Below are 16552 nucleotides of genomic sequence, written 5' to 3' on the forward strand. Positions count from 1 at the left end.
CTTAGGCAGCCTCGCGCGACGGGTCTTCCTCGAGCCATTCGATCAGCATGGTCAGCACGTGGCGGAAGGATTGCTCCTGCTCCTCGAGCCGCGCCTCGATCCGCTCAAGCGCGGCTGCAAGCCGGGCCTCGGCAATGCCGGCCTCCTCTGCCGAAAGCGGCGCGCCGCCTTCGTCACGCTGACCGATCCCGGCTGCCTGCAATTCGCTGATCGCCGCCTCAAGTTCGGCGGTACGCGCATCGCGTTCGGCCAACAGGGCAGCGACCTCCGCCGCTGGCAGACTGTCAGAGGCAGCACGCGCGGCAGGCATCGTCGCTGCAACAGGGGCGGCGCGCAGATCACCACCGCTACCACGCGAGCCGCGGGTCTGATCGGCGGCCATTTCCGCAATCACATCATCCAGCATCCCAAGGCCAAGAGTATCGCGCTCCTCGATCGCTCCGAGCAGCAGCAGACGGTTCATCACCTGATTGACGCGGCGCGGAATTCCGGCGGTTTGCGCGTAAAGCGCATCGATCAGACCGGGTTCGAATGCCGGCTGACCGTCCCAGCCGACCTGCGCAAGGCGGTGGCACACGTAATCCTCGACCTCGCTCGCATCGAGCGCATCGAGATGGTGCGAGGCGATGATCCGCTGGCGCAGTTGTTCAAGGCCCGGATGCTGGGCGACGGTGCGGCGGAACTCCGGCTGGCCAAGCAGCAGGCTTTGCAGCAGCGGGTGCGAACCGAGCTGGAAGTTGGAGAGCATCCGCAGCTCTTCCAGCGCGGCCAGATCAAGGTTTTGGCACTCATCGACGATCAGCAGGCAACGCCGCCCGGAGCGCGCTTCGTCCTGCAGGAAACGCTCGATCGCACCCAATGCGCCGGCCTTGTCATGCCCCTCGACCGCAAGGCCGAAAGCCTGCGCGACGACATGCACCAGTTCAGCGCCGTCGAGCGCACTGGTCACGACCTGTGCCACGGTCAGCGCCGCCGGGTCGATCCGCTCCATCAGATGCGCCACCAGCGTCGATTTGCCCGCCCCCACCTCGCCGGTGATGACGATGAAGCCCTCGCCTTGGCTCAGCCCGTAGCCGAGATAGCTCATCGCCTTCTTGTGGCTGGTGCTTTCAAAATAGAACTGCGGATCGGGGGTCAGCTGGAAGGGGCGCCCGCTGAAGCCATAGAATTGTTCGTACATGACCGTCCGTTCCCCGTCAGAAGTTGTAGCGCATGCCGATCAGCGCAGTGGCAAAGGCAAAGTCCTCGGCGGTGAGCTGGCTGTCGAAGTAATCGACCGCAATCGCCGCACGACCAACCAGTCGCCGGGTAATCGATTGGTTGTAAGCGATCGAACCACCCATCGCGGTAACGTCATTCCCGGTGCCAGCGCCATCGAACCAGTTGATGTAGGCGTTGCTGGTGATGTCGGCATCGAGCCCGAGGTTGCGGGTCAGGCCGGCGATGACATAGTAGCTCTCGTCGGTGATGCCGTTGGCTGGCGCGAGTGCTGTGCCCGCGGCGGCGATGAAGGTGCGCCGGTCGTAACCTGCGCCGATTGCAGCCACGGTGCGGCCAAAGTTACGTTCATAGGAAGCGCGTACCCCCCGCCCGCGGAAGGCAGCCGAGCGCACCGAGCCGAGCGAACCGACGATGGCCTGTCCCTGCGTGCCGGTCACGAGACCGCCGAAGTCGCCCGTGACCGGGTTGCGGATCGCCTGAAAATCGCTGTCGAGACCGGCAAGCGCGTTGTTGAGCACCCCGCCAAAGCCGCTCACCCCGTCATAGGCCTGCAAGGCGAAGGCGCTGCGCTCGTTGGGGACGTAGGTGAACTGACCGTAATAGGTGGTGGAATCGTAACGCCGGCCGACGGCGGCCTGAAGGTTTGTGCGCGAGGACGGGCGCCACAACACGCCGACGTCCCACAGCAGCCCATCGACATCGAAGGCAATCTGCCGCGGTGAAGCGGGATCGGTGACGAAGCGGCCATCAGCGCCGATCACCGGATCGCCATTGGCGTCGCGCAGCGCATCGCGGCTCGAAATCTCGACGTCCTCGTAACCGGCACCGGCCACAATCGCGAGGTTGTTGTTGAGCGGCACCGTCACATCGCCGCGCACGAACAGGTCGCGCACGCGCTGGTCGAGATTGCCGATATCCTCCTGGAAACCCCCGGCGGTCACGGCAAGGCCCACCGGCAGCACCTCGCCCGGTCGCGTGCCCGCACGCAGCTGGCCGAGATAGGTCACGCTGTCGTCGAAGACGTCCACCGTCTGGCCTTGCGGGGTCACGAGCGCGGCATCGGTTTCGAACCGGTTGTAGCCGACGCGCGCCACGCCGGTCAGGTCGACATCGCCGACCCGGGTGTTGAGGCTCGGCCCGGCATAGGCACTGTAGAAACGGCTTTCGGCATCCTCGCGCACCAGCGGGTTGGCTGTGGTACCACCGCCCGGATCGATCCGGGTGCGTGCCGCAAGACCGCCTGTCTCGAAGCTCAGGGCATTGGGAATCAAGGCCACCGAAGTGCGCGCGATCCCGCTGATGGTGTCGGTATCGATGCTGTCGTCGCCGTAACCGATGTTGCGTTCATAGCGCAGCGAAACCGCCGCTCCCGAATTGCGCCCCTGCACATTGATGTCGACGCCGACGGCAACCTGGGTGAAGGTGACCACATCATTGCCCGGGCTGAGTTCGGCCGAGACGACCTGCCCGACTTCGATATAGGGCTGCACCACGCGTTCGGAACGCTGGCCGATCAGATCATTGCCCTGATTCTGCCCCTGCCTCTGTCCCTGCCCCTGCATCTGGGCAAAAGCGGGGGTTGCGGCAGCACCTGCCAGCACCACGGCGATGAGCGGAAGTACCAGTCTTTTGGGACGCATGGTCATTTCCCCTTCCTGCCATAAGAGCCGAAGCGACGGCCCGAGGGGCTGTAGCGCGCGGCGTTGAGGAGAAGCTTGATATCGGCGCAGGCGGAAAGCAGTTGCTGCGCATCTTCGAGCGCGGCGCGGCTCGTATCGTCAGCGCGCACCACCAGCAGGGCCTGCCCAACATGCTGTGCCAATTCGGCAGCGGGCGATGCGGCAAGCGCGGGCGGCGTGTCGAAAATCACGATTCGGTCCGGCGCGCCTTCGGTCAGGCGATCCAGCACCTCGGCCGTGCGCGCACTGGCCAGATATTCGGCATCGCGCGACGAGGCTGTTCCGGCGGGAAGCACGAACAGGCCTTCGATGTCCGTACGGATAACGAGACTCTCGGGCAGGATAGACGGATCGGCAAGCGCATCCATCAGACCTTGCTCGGCCTCGATCCCCAGCCGCTGATTGACGCTCGGCTTGACGACATCGGCATCGACCAGCAGCACCTCAAGACCACGCTCGGCAGCGAGCGCAATGGCAAGGTTGGTGGCGCAATAGGTCTTGCCCTCGCCCGGATGGGGCGAACACACCAGAATGCGGCGGGCCTGTGGCGTATCTTCGGCGCGCGCATCGGCCAGCAGCTCGCGCTTGACGATGCGGAATTCCTCCAGCAGCCCGGTCACAGGGTCTTCCGGTACGATCAACCCGCCTTCGCGCAGATGCTCACGGTCGATCGCAGCAAAAGGCCCGCGGAACGCGACGGCGCGCGGCGCGGGCGCGGGCGCGGCCTGCCGAACGCCAGGTTCAGGCGGCAGGGAACGAACAGGTGCAGCTTGCGGCGCGACAGGCCGGCGTAGCGCCTGCGGCACCGGCGGAATGTCAATCGGAACGCTCGGCATTTTCGGAGAAACACCGCGCGGATCGCGGCCGAATGTCATGTCGGCCCGCTCGAACAGCGACGCCGGCCTTGCGCCTTCACGGTTGATCTTGCCCTGATCGGTCATCGTCTTATCCCGTCCTCAGGCCATCGCTCCGACCGAGACGACCTCGATCGCAAGCAGGATCACGAACATCACGCCAAGCCCTGCACAGGCCCCGGCAAACTGCTTAAGACGGCGCCGTTCAACGACCCGCGCGGCATCCGAGACGGTCAGCGAGATCGAACCGATCACCGGCAGATCGAATGCCCGTTCGAGCTTCTGCGGCGTGGCAAAGCTCGATTTGAGCTGGCCCAAAGCATAGGCCCCCGCGACCCCGGCACCCAGACCGACAATCAGCACGCCCAACAGCAGCAACGGGCGATTTGGCGCCGCCGGTTTCTGCGGCACGGTGGGCTGCTGGATGATGTCGAAACGGAACTGGCTGGCCTTGTCCTCGACCTTGCCGCGCGTGCGCAATGCCTCGCGGTCCTGCAGCAGCTTTTCGTAGTTCTGACGCAGCACATCGTAATCGCGGCTGATGCGGTTGGCCTCGGCCGCAATCGCCGGCTCGCTGGCCTGACTGGCCATCAGTGCAGCAAAATTGCTCTGCAGCGCCGCGCGGCGGGCCTGAAGCGCCTCGACCGTGGCCTGACGTTCGCTGCGGATCGCCACCAGCGAGGCATAGGCAGGGTTCGGCACCCCGCCCGCATCATCACCCGCTGCAGCGGCCTGCTTGGTCAGCACCGCGACCTGCTTGGTGGTCGAAACAACATCGGGGTGGCTATCGGTCAGACCGCGTGCGCGCAGTTCGGCAAGCTGGGTCTGTGCCTGAAGCAGGGCAGCGCGCGGCCCCATCGCCGGGCCTCCCGCAGCGCCAGGAACCGTCCGCGGGGTGCCAGCCATCTGGTTCGCAATCGCTGCCAGCCCGCTTTGCGCGGCAGCGAGATCCGCATCAACATTGCGCAACTCGGTGCGCGCCTGCTGGACCTTGGACGACAGGCTGTCCGAACCGCCGACCAGATCGGGATATTGCGCCTCGAAGGCGAGGCGGCGCTGTTCGGCTTCCTCGAGTTCGAGCTTGCGCTCATCGAGTTGGCGGTCGAGATCGCCGATGGCAGAACTGATCCCGGCACGGTTGCCGATGATGTGTTCCTCGCGCAGGATATCGAGCAGCTTCTGCACCACATCGCGCGCCAGCACGGCGTTTTCGGCATCGGACAGATCGCCGTGGCCAATGGCGGCGGTGATTTCGAACAGGTTGTCCTGCTCGCTCGTCACCTTCACCTTCTTTTCGAGTTCGCCGATTGCGGCATCCAGCGCACCGCGCTCGGTAATGCCTTCGCCAAGGCGGGTCGAGGTGATGACCTTTTCGAGATTCTTGGCACTCGACAGGGTCTGCCGCACGCGCATGATCTCTTCCTTGCCGTCACCGGCAATGCCAAGCTGCTTGGACAGGACGTCCTGCACATCGACATAGACGCGCGCCTTGCTCTCGTAGCTGTTCGGGATCATCGCGATCACCAGCCAGCCCAGCAGGCATACGCCCCAGGCCGCGGCAATCGCGATCCAGCGCCGGTGCCAGACCGACCACAGCGCGGCGCGCAGTTCGTCGAAGATCTCGCTCATGCCCCCACGCCCGCCTTAGAACCGGCTCTCGGGGATGATGATGGTGTCGCCGGGCTTGAGCATGACATTGGCGCTGGCATCACCCCGTCGGATGAGGTCCGACAGGCGCAGGCGGTATTCCACCTGCTTGCCGGTTTCGCGGTTGAGCCGGATGAGCTTGGCGCGGTTGCCAGCGGCAAATTCGTTGAGCCCCCCCACCGCGATCATCGCATCAAGAGCCGTCATGTTGGCCCGGAACGGGAGCGAGGCCGGCTGCGGCGTCGCGCCGATGATGCGCACCTGCTGGGTGAAGTTGCCTTCGGGCGTGTTGACGATCACCGAAACAATCGGCTGCTCGATATACTTGGACAGTTCGCCGGCGATGTAGTCCTGCAACTGGGTCGCGGTCTTGCCCACCGCCGGGATGTCCTGCACCAGCGGGATCGTCAGGCGGCCATCAGGACGCACGCGAACCTTGTCGGCGGAAAGTTCAGGGTTGCGCCAGACGTGGATGGTGATCTCGTCAAGCGGGCCGATGGTGTATTCCTCCGATGGGGCAACGGAGCCATCGCCATAATTGACGGGCGGGAGTTGCGGGCCGCCGCCGCCGCAGCCTGCGAGCAGAACAGCCGCAAGGCCGAGAGCCGCGAGACGCTTGAGGGGCAGAGGGTACAGCATTGGTTATGGATCCTTGGCCAGTTCGTGACGGGCCGCACGTGCAGCACGCAGGAGCGACCTGCGACACGTGCGGCCCGGGTATCGAACCGCTTGTCGCCGGAAATGGTGAACATATTGTTAGTTATACAGCCGCAAATCCGCCCCCTTCCCGAAACGGGACAGGGGTTTGCCGCGGGTTAACAGGGCGCTACGGTCAGCCCGTCAGACCAGCAGTTCGGCGGCCGGGCCATGGCCGAGAAAGGCCGAAGGCGAGGCGCTGGCCCCATAGGCTCCGGCGCAGAAAACCGCGACCAGATCGCCCACCTCGGCGCGCGGCATCATGGCGTTGTCGGCCAGGCGATCGAGCGGGGTGCAAAGGCAGCCGACGATGTTGACCTCCTCGCTCGGTTCCGCACCGAAACGTGTCGCAATCGCTGAAGGATAGTTGCGCCGAACCACCGTGCCGAAATTCCCCGAAGCGGCCAGCTGATGATGCAGCCCGCCGTCAGTCACAAGGAATGTCGTCCCGTGGCTTTCCTTGCGGTCGATCACGCGGCAGAGGTAAACCCCCGCTTCACCCACCAGATAGCGGCCCAGTTCCATGCACAGTTTGGTATCGGCCAGCGCAGGTGGAAGACGTTCGAGCCGCTCAGCCAGCGCCGCGCCGACCCTCGGCAGATCGACCGGGGTATCGCCCGGAAAATAGGGAATGCCCAGCCCCCCGCCCATGTTGAGCTTGGGGCAGCCATGGCCGATCGCCTCGGTCAGCTCGGCTGCGAGGGCAAGGACATTGGCCTGCGCTTCGATGATCGCGTCGGCGCTAAGGGTCTGACTGCCTGTGAAGATATGCAGGCCGCGCCATTCGGCCCCTTCTGCAATCAAACGTTTGGCAAGCATCGGCACCTTGTCGGCATCGACGCCGAATTGCTTGGCCCCGCCGCCCATCTTCATGCCCGATCCGGTCATCACGAAGCTGGGATTGACCCGCACCGCGATGCGCGGCGCCGCGCCGATACGCTGGCCGATGGCGAGCGCACGCAATCCCTCGCCCTCGCTCTCGCAATTGAGCGTGACCCCGGCGGCGATGGCAGCCTCAAGCTCGTCGTCGCGCTTGCCCGGCCCGGCGAAGCTGATCCGTGCAGGGTCGATCCCTGCCGCTTGGCACAGCGCAAGTTCGCCCCCAGAGGCGATGTCGAACCCGTCGACTTGGCCTGCCATATGAGCGATCACCAGCGGGTGCGGGTTGGCCTTGACCGCATAATTCACCCCGACACGCTTTGGCAGCGCCGCGCGCAACTCCGCCACGCGGGCATCCAGCAGCGCGCGGGAATAGACGAATACCGGCGTGCGACCTGCCTCGGCCACCAGTTCGCTCGCGCGCTTGCCGCCGATGGCGAGTTCGCCATTGATAGTCTCGAAGCCGGGGGGATCGGGCCGACGGGCTTCATGCGCCACATTCCTTGTTGAGTTCCGCCTGCAAGGCTATGCGGTCGATCTTGCCATTGGGATTGAGCGGCATGGCCTCGCGCCAATGGATATGCTGCGGCTGCATGAAGTTGGGAAGATCGCGCTGAAGCTGCTTGGCCAGCGCCTCGGCCCCCTCGGGATCGCCGCGCACCACCAGATGCACCGCCTGCCCCAGCCTTGCATGCGGCACCGCCAGCGCCACGGCTTCGACCGCAAACCCAGTGGCAAGCGCCGCTTCCTCGATCTCCTGCGGGGAAATCCGGTTGCCCGCGCTCTTGATCATCGCATCGCGCCGTCCGGCAAAATAGAGCAACCCGTCTGCGTCGCGCTTGACCCGGTCGCCCGAAAACACCGCCATTCCGCCATATTGCGAGGCGGCAGGCGCAGGCTTGAAGCGTTCCGCCGTGCGCTCTGCGTCCTGCCAATAGCCCTGCGCCACGAGCGGGCCGCAATGGACAAGCTCGCCCTCTTCGCCATCCGCCGCGATGTCGCCTGCGTCGTTCACCACGAGGATCTCGGCGAAGGGTATCGCCTTGCCCATCGAGGTCGGGTGGCGATCGACCAGCGCCGGATCGAGGAAGGTCGAGCGGAACGCCTCGGTCAGCCCATACATCGGGAACAGCCGCGCATCCGGAAACATCGCCCGAAGGCTGCGCACCAGCTCCACCGTCAGCGCCCCGCCGCTGTTGGTCAGCCGACGGAGAGGCTTGGCAGCTTCGGCAGGCCACTCGATCTCGGTCAGTTGCACCCACAAGGGCGGCACCGCGGCGAGGGTCGTCACGCCATGCTTGGCGCAGGCCTTGGCGACATCCTTGGGGAACAGGAAATCGAGCGGCACCACACACCCGCCTGCATACCATGTGCTCAAAAGCTGGTTTTGCCCGTAATCAAACGACAACGGCAGCACCGCCAACGTGACGTCATCCCCCGCCAGCCCGAGATAATGCGCCACGCTCACCGCGCCCAGCCACATGTTGGCATGGCTCAGCATCACCCCCTTGGGCTTGCCGGTCGAGCCGGACGTGTAGAGGATCGCGGCCAGTTCGGAAGGATCAAGGCGCGACGGGCCGAGCGCGCCGAACCGGTCGGCCATCTGCAAGGCCTCGCTCTCTCCCAACGCGGCGCATCCGGGCGGCAGATCGCCCGGCTCCAGCGAGGCAAGCCGCGAGCCTGTCCCGATCAGCAGCCTTGCGCCGCTATCGGCGAGGATATGCGCGACCTGCGCGCGCTTGAGCAGCGGATTGACCGGCACATGCACCAGCCCGGCCCGCGCCGCCGCAAGCGGCAGAAGGCAGGTGAGCTCCCCTTTCGCCGCCCAGCTTGCGACGCGTGCGCCGGGCTCGGGCAGCATATCGGTCAGCCACATCGCAAGCTGGCCCACACGCTGTCTTAACTGATTGTGGTTAAGGGTGCTGGCCTTGAGCACCAGCGCCGGTGCCTCGCCGCGTCCCGCCACCCCTGCCAGTTCGGCAAGGTGGTCGAGGGGCCTCGGAGAGGGATCGGGCTGCGGTGGCATGGTCAGGAGCATTCTTTCAGTGATCGAAGCGCGGTATCACGATAGCGTTAACGTCTTGCAAGCGCTGTCTGCTTCAGGGACCGCTGCGCCGTTCGATCGCGCAGAGTGGTACGCGCTGCTTGCCGACACCGGACTCACCCCGCTGATCGCGATTGCCAGCGACGCCGATAAAACGGCCGCCCTCGCTTTAACGCAGGATGCAGGGCGGATCACGCCCTTGCGCAACTGGTACAGCTTTACCTGGCGCGAGCTTGCTCCGCCGGGCGCGGCCGGCGACCGCTTGCTGCTTGCCATTGCCTGTCAACTGAAGCAGCGCGGGTGGCGCGTCACGCTCGAACCCGTGCCAGGCGAGGATGGCTCGGCTGAAAGGCTCGCTCGCGCGTTCCGGGCGGCAGGCTGGCAGGTGATGGTGGAGCCTTGCGACACCAACCACATCCTGCCGGTCAAGGGCCGCAGCTTTGCCGAATACTGGGAGACCCGCCCCGGCCCCTTGCGCACCACGCTGAAGCGCAAGGCGAAGAGGGTTGAAGTCGAGGTGCTGACCCATTTCGACGCGGCTGTATGGGCCGATTACGAGGCGATCTATGCCGCAAGCTGGAAACCGGCCGAGGATCAGCCCGCCATGCTGCGTGCTTTCGCTGAAGCCGAGGGCATGGCGGGACGGCTGCGGCTCGGGGTCGCCCGCGCCGATGGGCTGGCGGTTGCGGCGCAGTGCTGGACGGTCGAGAACGGCGTGGCCTACATCCACAAGCTGGCCCATCTGGAAAGCCACAAGCCGCTGTCCGCCGGGACGACACTCACCGCCGCGCTGTTCCAGCACGTGATCGACATCGACAAGGTTCGCCTGGTCGATTTCGGCACCGGGGACCAGAGCTACAAGGCTGACTGGATGGATGAGGTGCGCCCGCGTTTCCGCATCGATTGCCTCGATCCGGCGCACCTTCGCAGCTGGCCCGCGCTCGCCAAGCGGCTGCTCCGGCGCGGGTAAGGGATGCTCTGCGCGCCCGGCAATGCTTGCACCCGCGCCCGCGCATGGCTAAGCCCCGCCGCCACAGCCTGGAACAGGGATTTCGGCACAGATGAACACCTCTGCGAACATCGACAGCGAAGCTGGGCTTGACCGCGAACTCAAGAGCTTGATCGCCGACGTGCTAGGCCTCGATCCGTCGCAGGCCGATGCCTTCGGCCCTGAGTCGGGACTGTTCGGCCACTTGCCGGAGCTGGATTCGATGGCGGTCGCAGGGCTCCTCACCGAAATGGAAGACCGGCTCGGCATCGTGATCGAGGATGACGATGTGACCGGCGAAATGCTGGAAACCTATGGTGGCCTGCTCGCTTTCGCGCAGGCCAAGCTTGCCCACCGCTAGACCGCCTTAGCCCGCCTTTTGACCCCCTCCAGGGGAGAGCTTGCGTGATTTTCACGTGGAACAAACCCCCGCTTGATGGCGCCTCGGAGGGCGAGGAACTGCTGCTTGCCTTCGATCGTGGCAGGGCGGTGCGGATATTGGTGTGCCCTGCGTGGTTCGATGAAGCGAACAAGCTGCGGCGCTTTACGGTCGAGGTGATGCGGCGGCTCGATGCGGCCGGGATCGACAGCCTGCTACCCGATCTGCCGGGGTGCAACGAGAGCCTTGCACCGCTGGAAAAACAGACACTTGAAGGCTGGCGTACAGCGATGGAAGCCGCCGCGCAGGCACTGGGAGCAACCCATGTGCTGGCGATCCGCGCCGGTGCGTTGCTCGCGCCTGCTCACCTTCCCGGCTGGCACTATGCGTCCCAATCCGGCCCGAAACTGCTGCGCGGGATGATCCGCGCCCGCACCATCGCTGCGCGCGAAGCCGGAATTTCCGAGACTTCCGAGAGCCTTACGGCGCAAGGTCGCAATTCCGGTCTGGTCCTGGGCGGCTGGACTATCGGGCCTGCGATGTTCCGCGCACTCGAAGGTGCCGAGGCCCAACCTGCCTCATGTACGTCTGAAATCGGTCAGAGCGCCATCGGTGGCCCGGGATTGTGGCTGCGCGCCGAGCCGGACGAGGACGCAGGGCAAGCAGAGCGACTGGCCGCATTGATCGCTGAAAGCATTGGTATTACAGCGTCATGACGCGACTTTCTCACACTTTTGCTTGCGGCAGCCGGACCCTTGTTGGCACGCTTGACACCGCACCGGGCAGCACGGGTCTGCTGATCGTGAGTGGCGGCAACGAGATCCGCAGCGGCGCTTTTGGCGGGCAGGCCGACATGGCCGCACGGATCGCCGCCGCCGGCTTCCCGGTGTTCCGCTTCGACCGCCGCGGGATCGGTGACAGCGAGGGCGAAAATCGGGGATTTCGTCATTCAGCCAAAGATATAGCCGCCGCAATTGACGCATTTCGCGCGATGGTGCCGCAGATGGGCCGAGTCATCGCTTTCGGCAATTGCGATGCCGCTTCGGCTTTGATGCTGGCAGGCGGTGCAGGTTGTGACGGGCTGGTGCTGTCCAATCCCTGGACCATCGAACACAGCGCGACTGGCGGTGCCGCGCACGACGCCCCGCCCCCCGCAGCGATCCGCGCGCGTTACCTCGAAAAGCTCAAGAATCCACGTGAAGTCATCCGCTTGCTGAGCGGAGGCGTGAACCTGTCCAAGCTTGCCCAAGGTCTTGTCCAAGCCCTGCGACCGCCCCCGCCGCCCTCCAGTCTTGCAACAGAGATGGCCGAGGGGCTGGCGGGCTTCAGCGGCCATGTGCGGATCCTGCTCGCCACCGCTGACCGCACAGCACAAGTGTTCGAGGAAGCATGGGACAAGGGTGATCCGCGCATCTATCGTTGCGAGGGGGCAGGCCACGCCTATGTCGAGCCGGAACATCGCGACTGGCTGACGGCTCAGATCCTTGCGAGCTTACGCGCCTAACGCTCGAAATAGCTAACCAATTCCACATGGGTAGACCAGCGGAACTGGCCGACAGGGCGCAACTTGACAAGCCGGAAACCTGCCTCGGTCAGCATCGCCGCATCGCGCGCCCAGCTTGACGGGTTGCAGCTGACATAGACCAGCCGTGCAACCGTGCTTTGCGCAATCTCGGCGACTTGCGCGCGGGCTCCGGCGCGGGGGGGATCAAGCAGCACGGCGTCGAAGCGGTTCAATTCAGCCGGCTGGAGCGGCGATCGGAACAGATCACGGTGCAGCGCCAACACCTGCCCACCCGACAGCGCTCCGGCGGTCTTGCAGGCAAGATGCGCCGCGCGCTCGGCCTCGACGGCGAGCACCTTGCGCCCCTCTCTGAGCGCAAAGGCGAAGGTGCCGAGACCCCCGAACAGATCGGCGACCACCCGCGCAGAAGCGAGCCAATCGGCGGCATCAACGGCCATCCGGGCTTCGGCATCATGAGTCGCCTGAAGAAAGGCGCCGGGCGGAAGGCTGACCGGAACCCCGGCGAGCGTCACTGTGACGGGTTCTGGCTCCCACATGGTCTCAGGCCCGTAACCCTGATCAATCGTGAGCCGCGCAAGCCCTTGTTCGCGCGCGAAATCGAGCGCTGCTTCGGTCGGCCCCAGCCCTTCGAGCGGAAAGTGGGTGAGGTTTGCTTCCACCCCCTGATCGGCCAGCGTCAGATCAATCCCCACCATCCCCTTGGGGCCATGCGTGGCGACGAACTTGCTCAAGGGCGCGATCAGAGCGGCGAGCGCGGGGTGCAGCACCGGACACTCGGCCAGATCGACAACGCGATGCGATCCGCCCTCGCGGTATCCCAGCACCGCGCCCCTGGCTGTGCGAAGGCCATGCAGCCCCGCGCGGCGGCGGGTATGCGGGGGAGACAGATGCACGGGAAGCAGTTCGTCAGGCTCCAGCCCCTGCCCCTTCGCCGCGTTGACCACACGGTCGCGCACGAAATCGGCCAGCATCGCATCATCGACGTGCTGCAACTGGCACCCGCCGCAGGTGCCGAAGTGGCGGCAGGCAGGCAGGATATGGTGCGGCCCGGGCGTGATTGCCCCGTACCCGTCGACCACATCGCCCGGCACCGCGCCTGCGACATGGCGACCGGAGGCGGTCACGCCGTCGCCCTTGGCGGCGAGGCGGATGATGGGTTCGGAAGCGGTCACAAACAGGCCGCTAGCGCCTCCGATACCCTTTCGGCAAGCTGCGACGGCGTGAAAGCCGGGCCAGCGCGGCGCGCCGCATCGCCATGAAGCCACAGCGCCTCGCAGGCGGCAGAGAAAGGATCGCTGCCCGTGGCCATGCGACTTGCGGCAATGCCTGCGAGGACATCGCCCGTCCCTGCCACCGAAAGCCAGCTCGGCGCAGGTATCCCCAGCGCCAACCTGCCATCGGGCGCGGCGATCACGCTGTCCGGCCCCTTCGCCAGAACCACCATCCCACTGACCCTCGCCAAGGCGACTGCGCGGGCGCGGCGCCCCTCGGCAATCACCCCGAAGGCACGGCACAGGGCTTCCAGCTCTCCGTCATGCGGGGTGGCAAGGATCGGCAAATCACGGGCGAGCATAGCGGGCGCAAGCAGCACGAGTGCATCCGCATCGAGCACCAGCGTCTTCGCATGGGCCAGGGCCTCACTCAGCTTTGCCAGCGCCGATGCGTCGCGCCCCAGCCCTGGCCCGACCAGCGCAGTGGCCATGCGCGGGTCTGACAGCGCCTCGTCCAGCGGCGCGCTGTCCGTGACCACGTCTGGCGGCGTGCGCGGGTCGGCCTGCGAGGCGAGCAGCTTCACATAGCCTGCGCCTGCGCCCTGCGCGGCGGCCGCGGCTAGCAGGCTCGCGCCGGGCATGGCTCCGCCAACGATGCCGAGCAGGCCCCGGCGATATTTGTGACTGTCGGCCGGGGGGACAAAGAGCTTCGGCCGGCTGACGACCTGTGCCGCGCCGTCCACGCCCGCGATCCCGATGGGCACAAGCCGCATCTGCCCCATCAGCGCGCGGCCCGGCAGGCTCCAATGCGCAAACTTCCAAGCACCAAGGGCCAGCGTCACATCATAGGCAGGAAGCTTTTCGTTCAGCACCGCACCACTGTCGCTGGCGATTCCCGAAGGCACATCCACCGCCACCCGGTAACGGTGTCGCGCGGCAAGATCGCGCAGGAGCAGGGCGTGCTCAGGGATCAGCGGACGGGCGAGGCCCGATCCGAACAGGCAATCGACAACCACATCGCCACCCGTCGCTCCTGACGTGACCACCGCCCCGCCCCAGCGGCGCTTCGCCTCTTTGGCGGCGTCCGTGGCGGGCGCGAGCGGCGCGATCACGGTAACGCTGTTCCCTGCGTCGCGCAGGCGGCGGGCAATGACATAGCCATCGCCGCCATTATTGCCTGGGCCGCACAGCACCGTCACCGGGCGCCCCGCTGCGACCCGGCGGATCCACTCCGCTGCGCCCCCGGCGGCGGTCTCCATCAGGTCGGAAACGCTGATCCCTTCGTCAAACAGCGCCTGCTCGGCGGCGCGCATCTGTTCGGCTGTGAGAACCTGGCTCAAGCTCATGAGACAGGCGGCTGGAGCATGGACTGCGGAATACGGTAGCGATCCGCACCGAGGGCGATTTGGAGCAGCCCATCGGCCACACGTTCCACGACAAAGGGGTCAGCTCCGTCACGCGCCGCAAGTTCTCCGCTTGCCGGATCAAGTGTGAGCCGACGGAACCCGCCGTCAGGATGATGCAGCACATACTGCCCACCACTGGCCTGTTCGAGCGTGCATACAGGCGAAAAATCCGCGCCTGCACCGATTGCGCAAACAATCTCGTCCCCCGGCGGCGGGCGTTCGCTTCCGCAGGCCGCCAGCAGGGCCATGGCCATAAACGTGCTAGATGTCCGCAAAGACATGGGTTTCCGCCTTGGCACCCGGGTGCGTGATCGCCCCGTAGCGCGCCTTGCCGACGACCTGACTATAGCGCCATAGCGCCCCCGCCTGATAGTCGTTGGTGCGCGGCTGCCACTTGGCGCGACGTTCTGCGAGGACGTCCTCGTCAACTTCGAGATCGATGGTCCCGGCGACCGCGTCAATGCTGATGATGTCGCCGTCCTCGACGAGGGCGATGGGGCCGCAGTCCGCCGCTTCCGGGCCGACATGGCCGATGCAGAAGCCGCGCGTCGCGCCGCTGAACCGCCCGTCGGTGATCAGCGCGACCTTCTCGCCCATGCCCTGTCCGTAGAGCGCGGCGGTGGTGGAGAGCATCTCGCGCATACCGGGGCCACCCTTGGGGCCTTCGTAGCGGATGACGATGACGCAACCCTCGGCAATGTCGCGGCTTTCGACGGCGGCGAAGGCATCTTCCTCGCAATCGAACACCCGCGCCGGGCCGGAGAATTGCAGGCGCGCCATGCCCGCGACCTTCACGATTGCACCATCCGGGGCGAGCGAGCCTTTCAGGCCGACGACGCCGCCGGTTGGCGTGATCGGGGTCTTCACGTCGTAGAACACCTTCTGATCGGGGTTCCAGGTGATCTCCTCCAGGTTTTCCCCGATGGTCTTGCCGGTGACGGTGATCGGGTTCGGGTCAATGAACCCGCCATCGAGCAGCGTCTTCATCGCCATGTAGACCCCGCCCGCCTCGTGCATATCCTTTGCGACATACTTGCCGCCGGGCTTCAAGTCCGCGATGTAAGGGGTTGATTTGAAAATCTCGGCAACGTCGAACAGATCAAAGTCGATGCCGCATTCACTCGCCATGGCGGGCAGGTGCAGCGCGGCGTTGGTCGAGCCGCCGGTGGCTGCGACCACGCGGGCGGCGTTCATGAAGGCCTCGCGGGTGCAGATCTCGCGCGGACGCAAGTTTCGGGCGACGAGCTCCATCACCTGCTTGCCTGCCGCCACCGCGATATCATCGCGTGATCTGTAAGGTGCGGGTGCCATATTGCTGTTCGGCAACGACAAGCCGATCGCCTCGCCAACGCAGGCCATGGTGTTCGCGGTGAACTGGCCGCCGCAAGCGCCGTGGCCGGGGCAAGCGACCTTTTCGAGCGCGATCAACTCGGTCAGCGGGCAGTTCCCGGCGGCGAACTGGCCGACGGCTTCGAACACGTCGACCACAGTCACGTCCGCCCCCCGGTGCGTGCCGGGCAGGATCGAGCCGCCATAAACAAAGATCGACGGCACGTTCAGCCGCAGCATCGCCATCATCATGCCGGGCAGGCTCTTGTCGCAGCCCGCAAAGCCGACAAGCGCGTCATAACAATGGCCTCGGACCGAAACCTCGATGGAGTCTGCGATGATCTCGCGGCTGATGAGCGAGGACTTCATGCCCTGGTGGCCCATCGCGATGCCGTCGGTCACGGTGATGGTGTTGAACCGCCGGGGCGTGCCGCCGCCCGCGATCACGCCCTCGCGGCAGATATCGGCCTGGGCGTTCAAGGTGGTGTTGCACGGCGCGGAGTCGTTCCCCGCGCTGACCACACCGACGAAGGGCGCGGCGATCTCTTCCTCGGTCATGCCCATCGCGTAGTAGTAGGAGCGATGCGGCGCGCGCTCCGGCCCGACCGAGACGTGGCGGCTGGGGAGCTTCGACTTGTCAAACTTCTGCGACATAAGATTTCCTGCTGCGGGGATTTTGTGAAACGCCCTTGCC

The 16552-nt window shown here is 65.8% G+C and carries 14 protein-coding genes and 1 pseudogene; 4 read left to right on the forward strand and 11 right to left on the reverse strand.

Annotated elements, in window-relative coordinates:
• Nucleotide 1: 1 nt before the first annotated feature.
• From CHX26_RS11580 to CHX26_RS11610, 7 genes and pseudogenes are all read right to left on the reverse strand, one after another.
• Nucleotides 2-1180, reverse strand: a complete 1179-nt coding sequence (locus CHX26_RS11580; RefSeq protein ID WP_104942495.1) for an XrtA/PEP-CTERM system-associated ATPase — start codon at nt 1178-1180, stop codon at nt 2-4.
• Between the two features lie 16 nt (nt 1181-1196).
• Complete coding sequence (locus CHX26_RS11585) at nt 1197-2867, reverse strand: preprotein translocase subunit YajC (protein WP_104942496.1); 1671 nt, start codon at nt 2865-2867, stop codon at nt 1197-1199.
• Nucleotides 2864-3841: an AAA family ATPase gene (locus tag CHX26_RS11590; protein ID WP_104942497.1), complete on the reverse strand. Its 978-nt coding sequence runs from the start codon at nt 3839-3841 to the stop codon at nt 2864-2866. Before CHX26_RS11590 ends, CHX26_RS11585 begins: the two co-directional genes overlap by 4 nt.
• A gap of 15 nt (nt 3842-3856) precedes the next feature.
• Nucleotides 3857-5383 carry an XrtA system polysaccharide chain length determinant gene (locus CHX26_RS11595; RefSeq protein ID WP_104942498.1) on the reverse strand — a complete coding sequence of 509 codons (1527 nt, stop codon included), beginning with the start codon at nt 5381-5383 and terminating at the stop codon, nt 3857-3859.
• A gap of 15 nt (nt 5384-5398) precedes the next feature.
• Nucleotides 5399-6040 (reverse strand): XrtA/PEP-CTERM system exopolysaccharide export protein, encoded by a 642-nt coding sequence (locus CHX26_RS11600; protein ID WP_104942499.1) that lies wholly within the window; start codon nt 6038-6040, stop codon nt 5399-5401.
• A gap of 201 nt (nt 6041-6241) precedes the next feature.
• Nucleotides 6242-7467, reverse strand: a pseudogene (locus tag CHX26_RS11605) (pyridoxal-dependent decarboxylase, exosortase A system-associated).
• Complete coding sequence (locus CHX26_RS11610) at nt 7464-9002, reverse strand: acyl-CoA ligase (AMP-forming), exosortase A system-associated (protein ID WP_104943406.1); 1539 nt, start codon at nt 9000-9002, stop codon at nt 7464-7466. The pseudogene CHX26_RS11605 and the gene CHX26_RS11610 overlap by 4 nt, the downstream one beginning before the upstream one ends.
• 19 nt (nt 9003-9021) lie before the next feature.
• Here CHX26_RS11610 and CHX26_RS11615 point away from each other — a divergent pair, with 19 nt between their 5' ends.
• The 4 genes from CHX26_RS11615 (at nt 9022) to CHX26_RS11630 (ending at nt 11891) form a co-directional block, all read left to right on the forward strand.
• Complete coding sequence (locus CHX26_RS11615) at nt 9022-9990, forward strand: GNAT family N-acetyltransferase (protein WP_233997131.1); 969 nt, start codon at nt 9022-9024, stop codon at nt 9988-9990.
• A gap of 91 nt (nt 9991-10081) precedes the next feature.
• On the forward strand, nt 10082-10369 hold the full coding sequence (locus CHX26_RS11620; protein WP_104942500.1) for an acyl carrier protein: 288 nt from the start codon (nt 10082-10084) through the stop codon (nt 10367-10369).
• Nucleotides 10370-10413: 44 nt separating this feature from the next.
• Nucleotides 10414-11103 carry a hypothetical protein gene (locus CHX26_RS11625; protein WP_104942501.1) on the forward strand — a complete coding sequence of 230 codons (690 nt, stop codon included), beginning with the start codon at nt 10414-10416 and terminating at the stop codon, nt 11101-11103.
• Complete coding sequence (locus tag CHX26_RS11630) at nt 11100-11891, forward strand: hydrolase 1, exosortase A system-associated (protein ID WP_104942502.1); 792 nt, start codon at nt 11100-11102, stop codon at nt 11889-11891. Before CHX26_RS11625 ends, CHX26_RS11630 begins: the two co-directional genes overlap by 4 nt.
• Here CHX26_RS11630 and CHX26_RS11635 read toward each other — a convergent pair.
• The 4 genes from CHX26_RS11635 to ilvD are packed head-to-tail and all read right to left on the reverse strand — an operon-like array spanning nt 11888 to nt 16512.
• Entirely contained in the window at nt 11888-13084 is a 1197-nt protein-coding gene (locus CHX26_RS11635) for a class I SAM-dependent RNA methyltransferase (protein WP_104942503.1), read from the reverse strand. The genes CHX26_RS11630 and CHX26_RS11635 overlap by 4 nt on opposite strands.
• The gene (locus CHX26_RS11640; RefSeq protein ID WP_104942504.1) at nt 13081-14469 is read right to left on the reverse strand and encodes an NAD(P)H-hydrate epimerase; all 1389 of its coding nucleotides are present in this window, start codon (nt 14467-14469) and stop codon (nt 13081-13083) included. Before CHX26_RS11640 ends, CHX26_RS11635 begins: the two co-directional genes overlap by 4 nt.
• Entirely contained in the window at nt 14466-14783 is a 318-nt protein-coding gene (locus tag CHX26_RS11645) for a hypothetical protein (protein ID WP_104942505.1), read from the reverse strand. The genes CHX26_RS11640 and CHX26_RS11645 overlap by 4 nt, the downstream gene beginning before the upstream one ends.
• A gap of 7 nt (nt 14784-14790) precedes the next feature.
• Nucleotides 14791-16512 (reverse strand): dihydroxy-acid dehydratase, encoded by a 1722-nt coding sequence (gene ilvD / locus CHX26_RS11650; RefSeq protein ID WP_104942506.1) that lies wholly within the window; start codon nt 16510-16512, stop codon nt 14791-14793.
• Nucleotides 16513-16552 lie beyond the last annotated feature (40 nt).

The organism is Porphyrobacter sp. HT-58-2, assembly GCF_002952215.1.
GTDB lineage: Bacteria > Pseudomonadota > Alphaproteobacteria > Sphingomonadales > Sphingomonadaceae > Erythrobacter.

Bases quoted from the DNA above. Each gene is read 5' to 3' on its own strand.
- CHX26_RS11620 (WP_104942500.1), top strand. From the start codon at position 10,082: ATGAACACCTCTGCGAACATCGACAGCGAAGCTGGGCTTGACCGCGAA.
- CHX26_RS11640 (WP_104942504.1), bottom strand. From the start codon at position 14,469: ATGAGCTTGAGCCAGGTTCTCACAGCCGAACAGATGCGCGCCGCCGAG.
- CHX26_RS11610 (WP_104943406.1), bottom strand. From the start codon at position 9,002: ATGCCACCGCAGCCCGATCCCTCTCCGAGGCCCCTCGACCACCTTGCC.
- CHX26_RS11630 (WP_104942502.1), top strand. From the start codon at position 11,100: ATGACGCGACTTTCTCACACTTTTGCTTGCGGCAGCCGGACCCTTGTT.
- CHX26_RS11595 (WP_104942498.1), bottom strand. From the start codon at position 5,383: ATGAGCGAGATCTTCGACGAACTGCGCGCCGCGCTGTGGTCGGTCTGG.
- CHX26_RS11600 (WP_104942499.1), bottom strand. From the start codon at position 6,040: ATGCTGTACCCTCTGCCCCTCAAGCGTCTCGCGGCTCTCGGCCTTGCG.
- CHX26_RS11645 (WP_104942505.1), bottom strand. From the start codon at position 14,783: ATGGCCATGGCCCTGCTGGCGGCCTGCGGAAGCGAACGCCCGCCGCCG.
- CHX26_RS11590 (WP_104942497.1), bottom strand. From the start codon at position 3,841: ATGACCGATCAGGGCAAGATCAACCGTGAAGGCGCAAGGCCGGCGTCG.
- CHX26_RS11585 (WP_104942496.1), bottom strand. From the start codon at position 2,867: ATGACCATGCGTCCCAAAAGACTGGTACTTCCGCTCATCGCCGTGGTG.
- CHX26_RS11580 (WP_104942495.1), bottom strand. From the start codon at position 1,180: ATGTACGAACAATTCTATGGCTTCAGCGGGCGCCCCTTCCAGCTGACC.
- ilvD (WP_104942506.1), bottom strand. From the start codon at position 16,512: ATGTCGCAGAAGTTTGACAAGTCGAAGCTCCCCAGCCGCCACGTCTCG.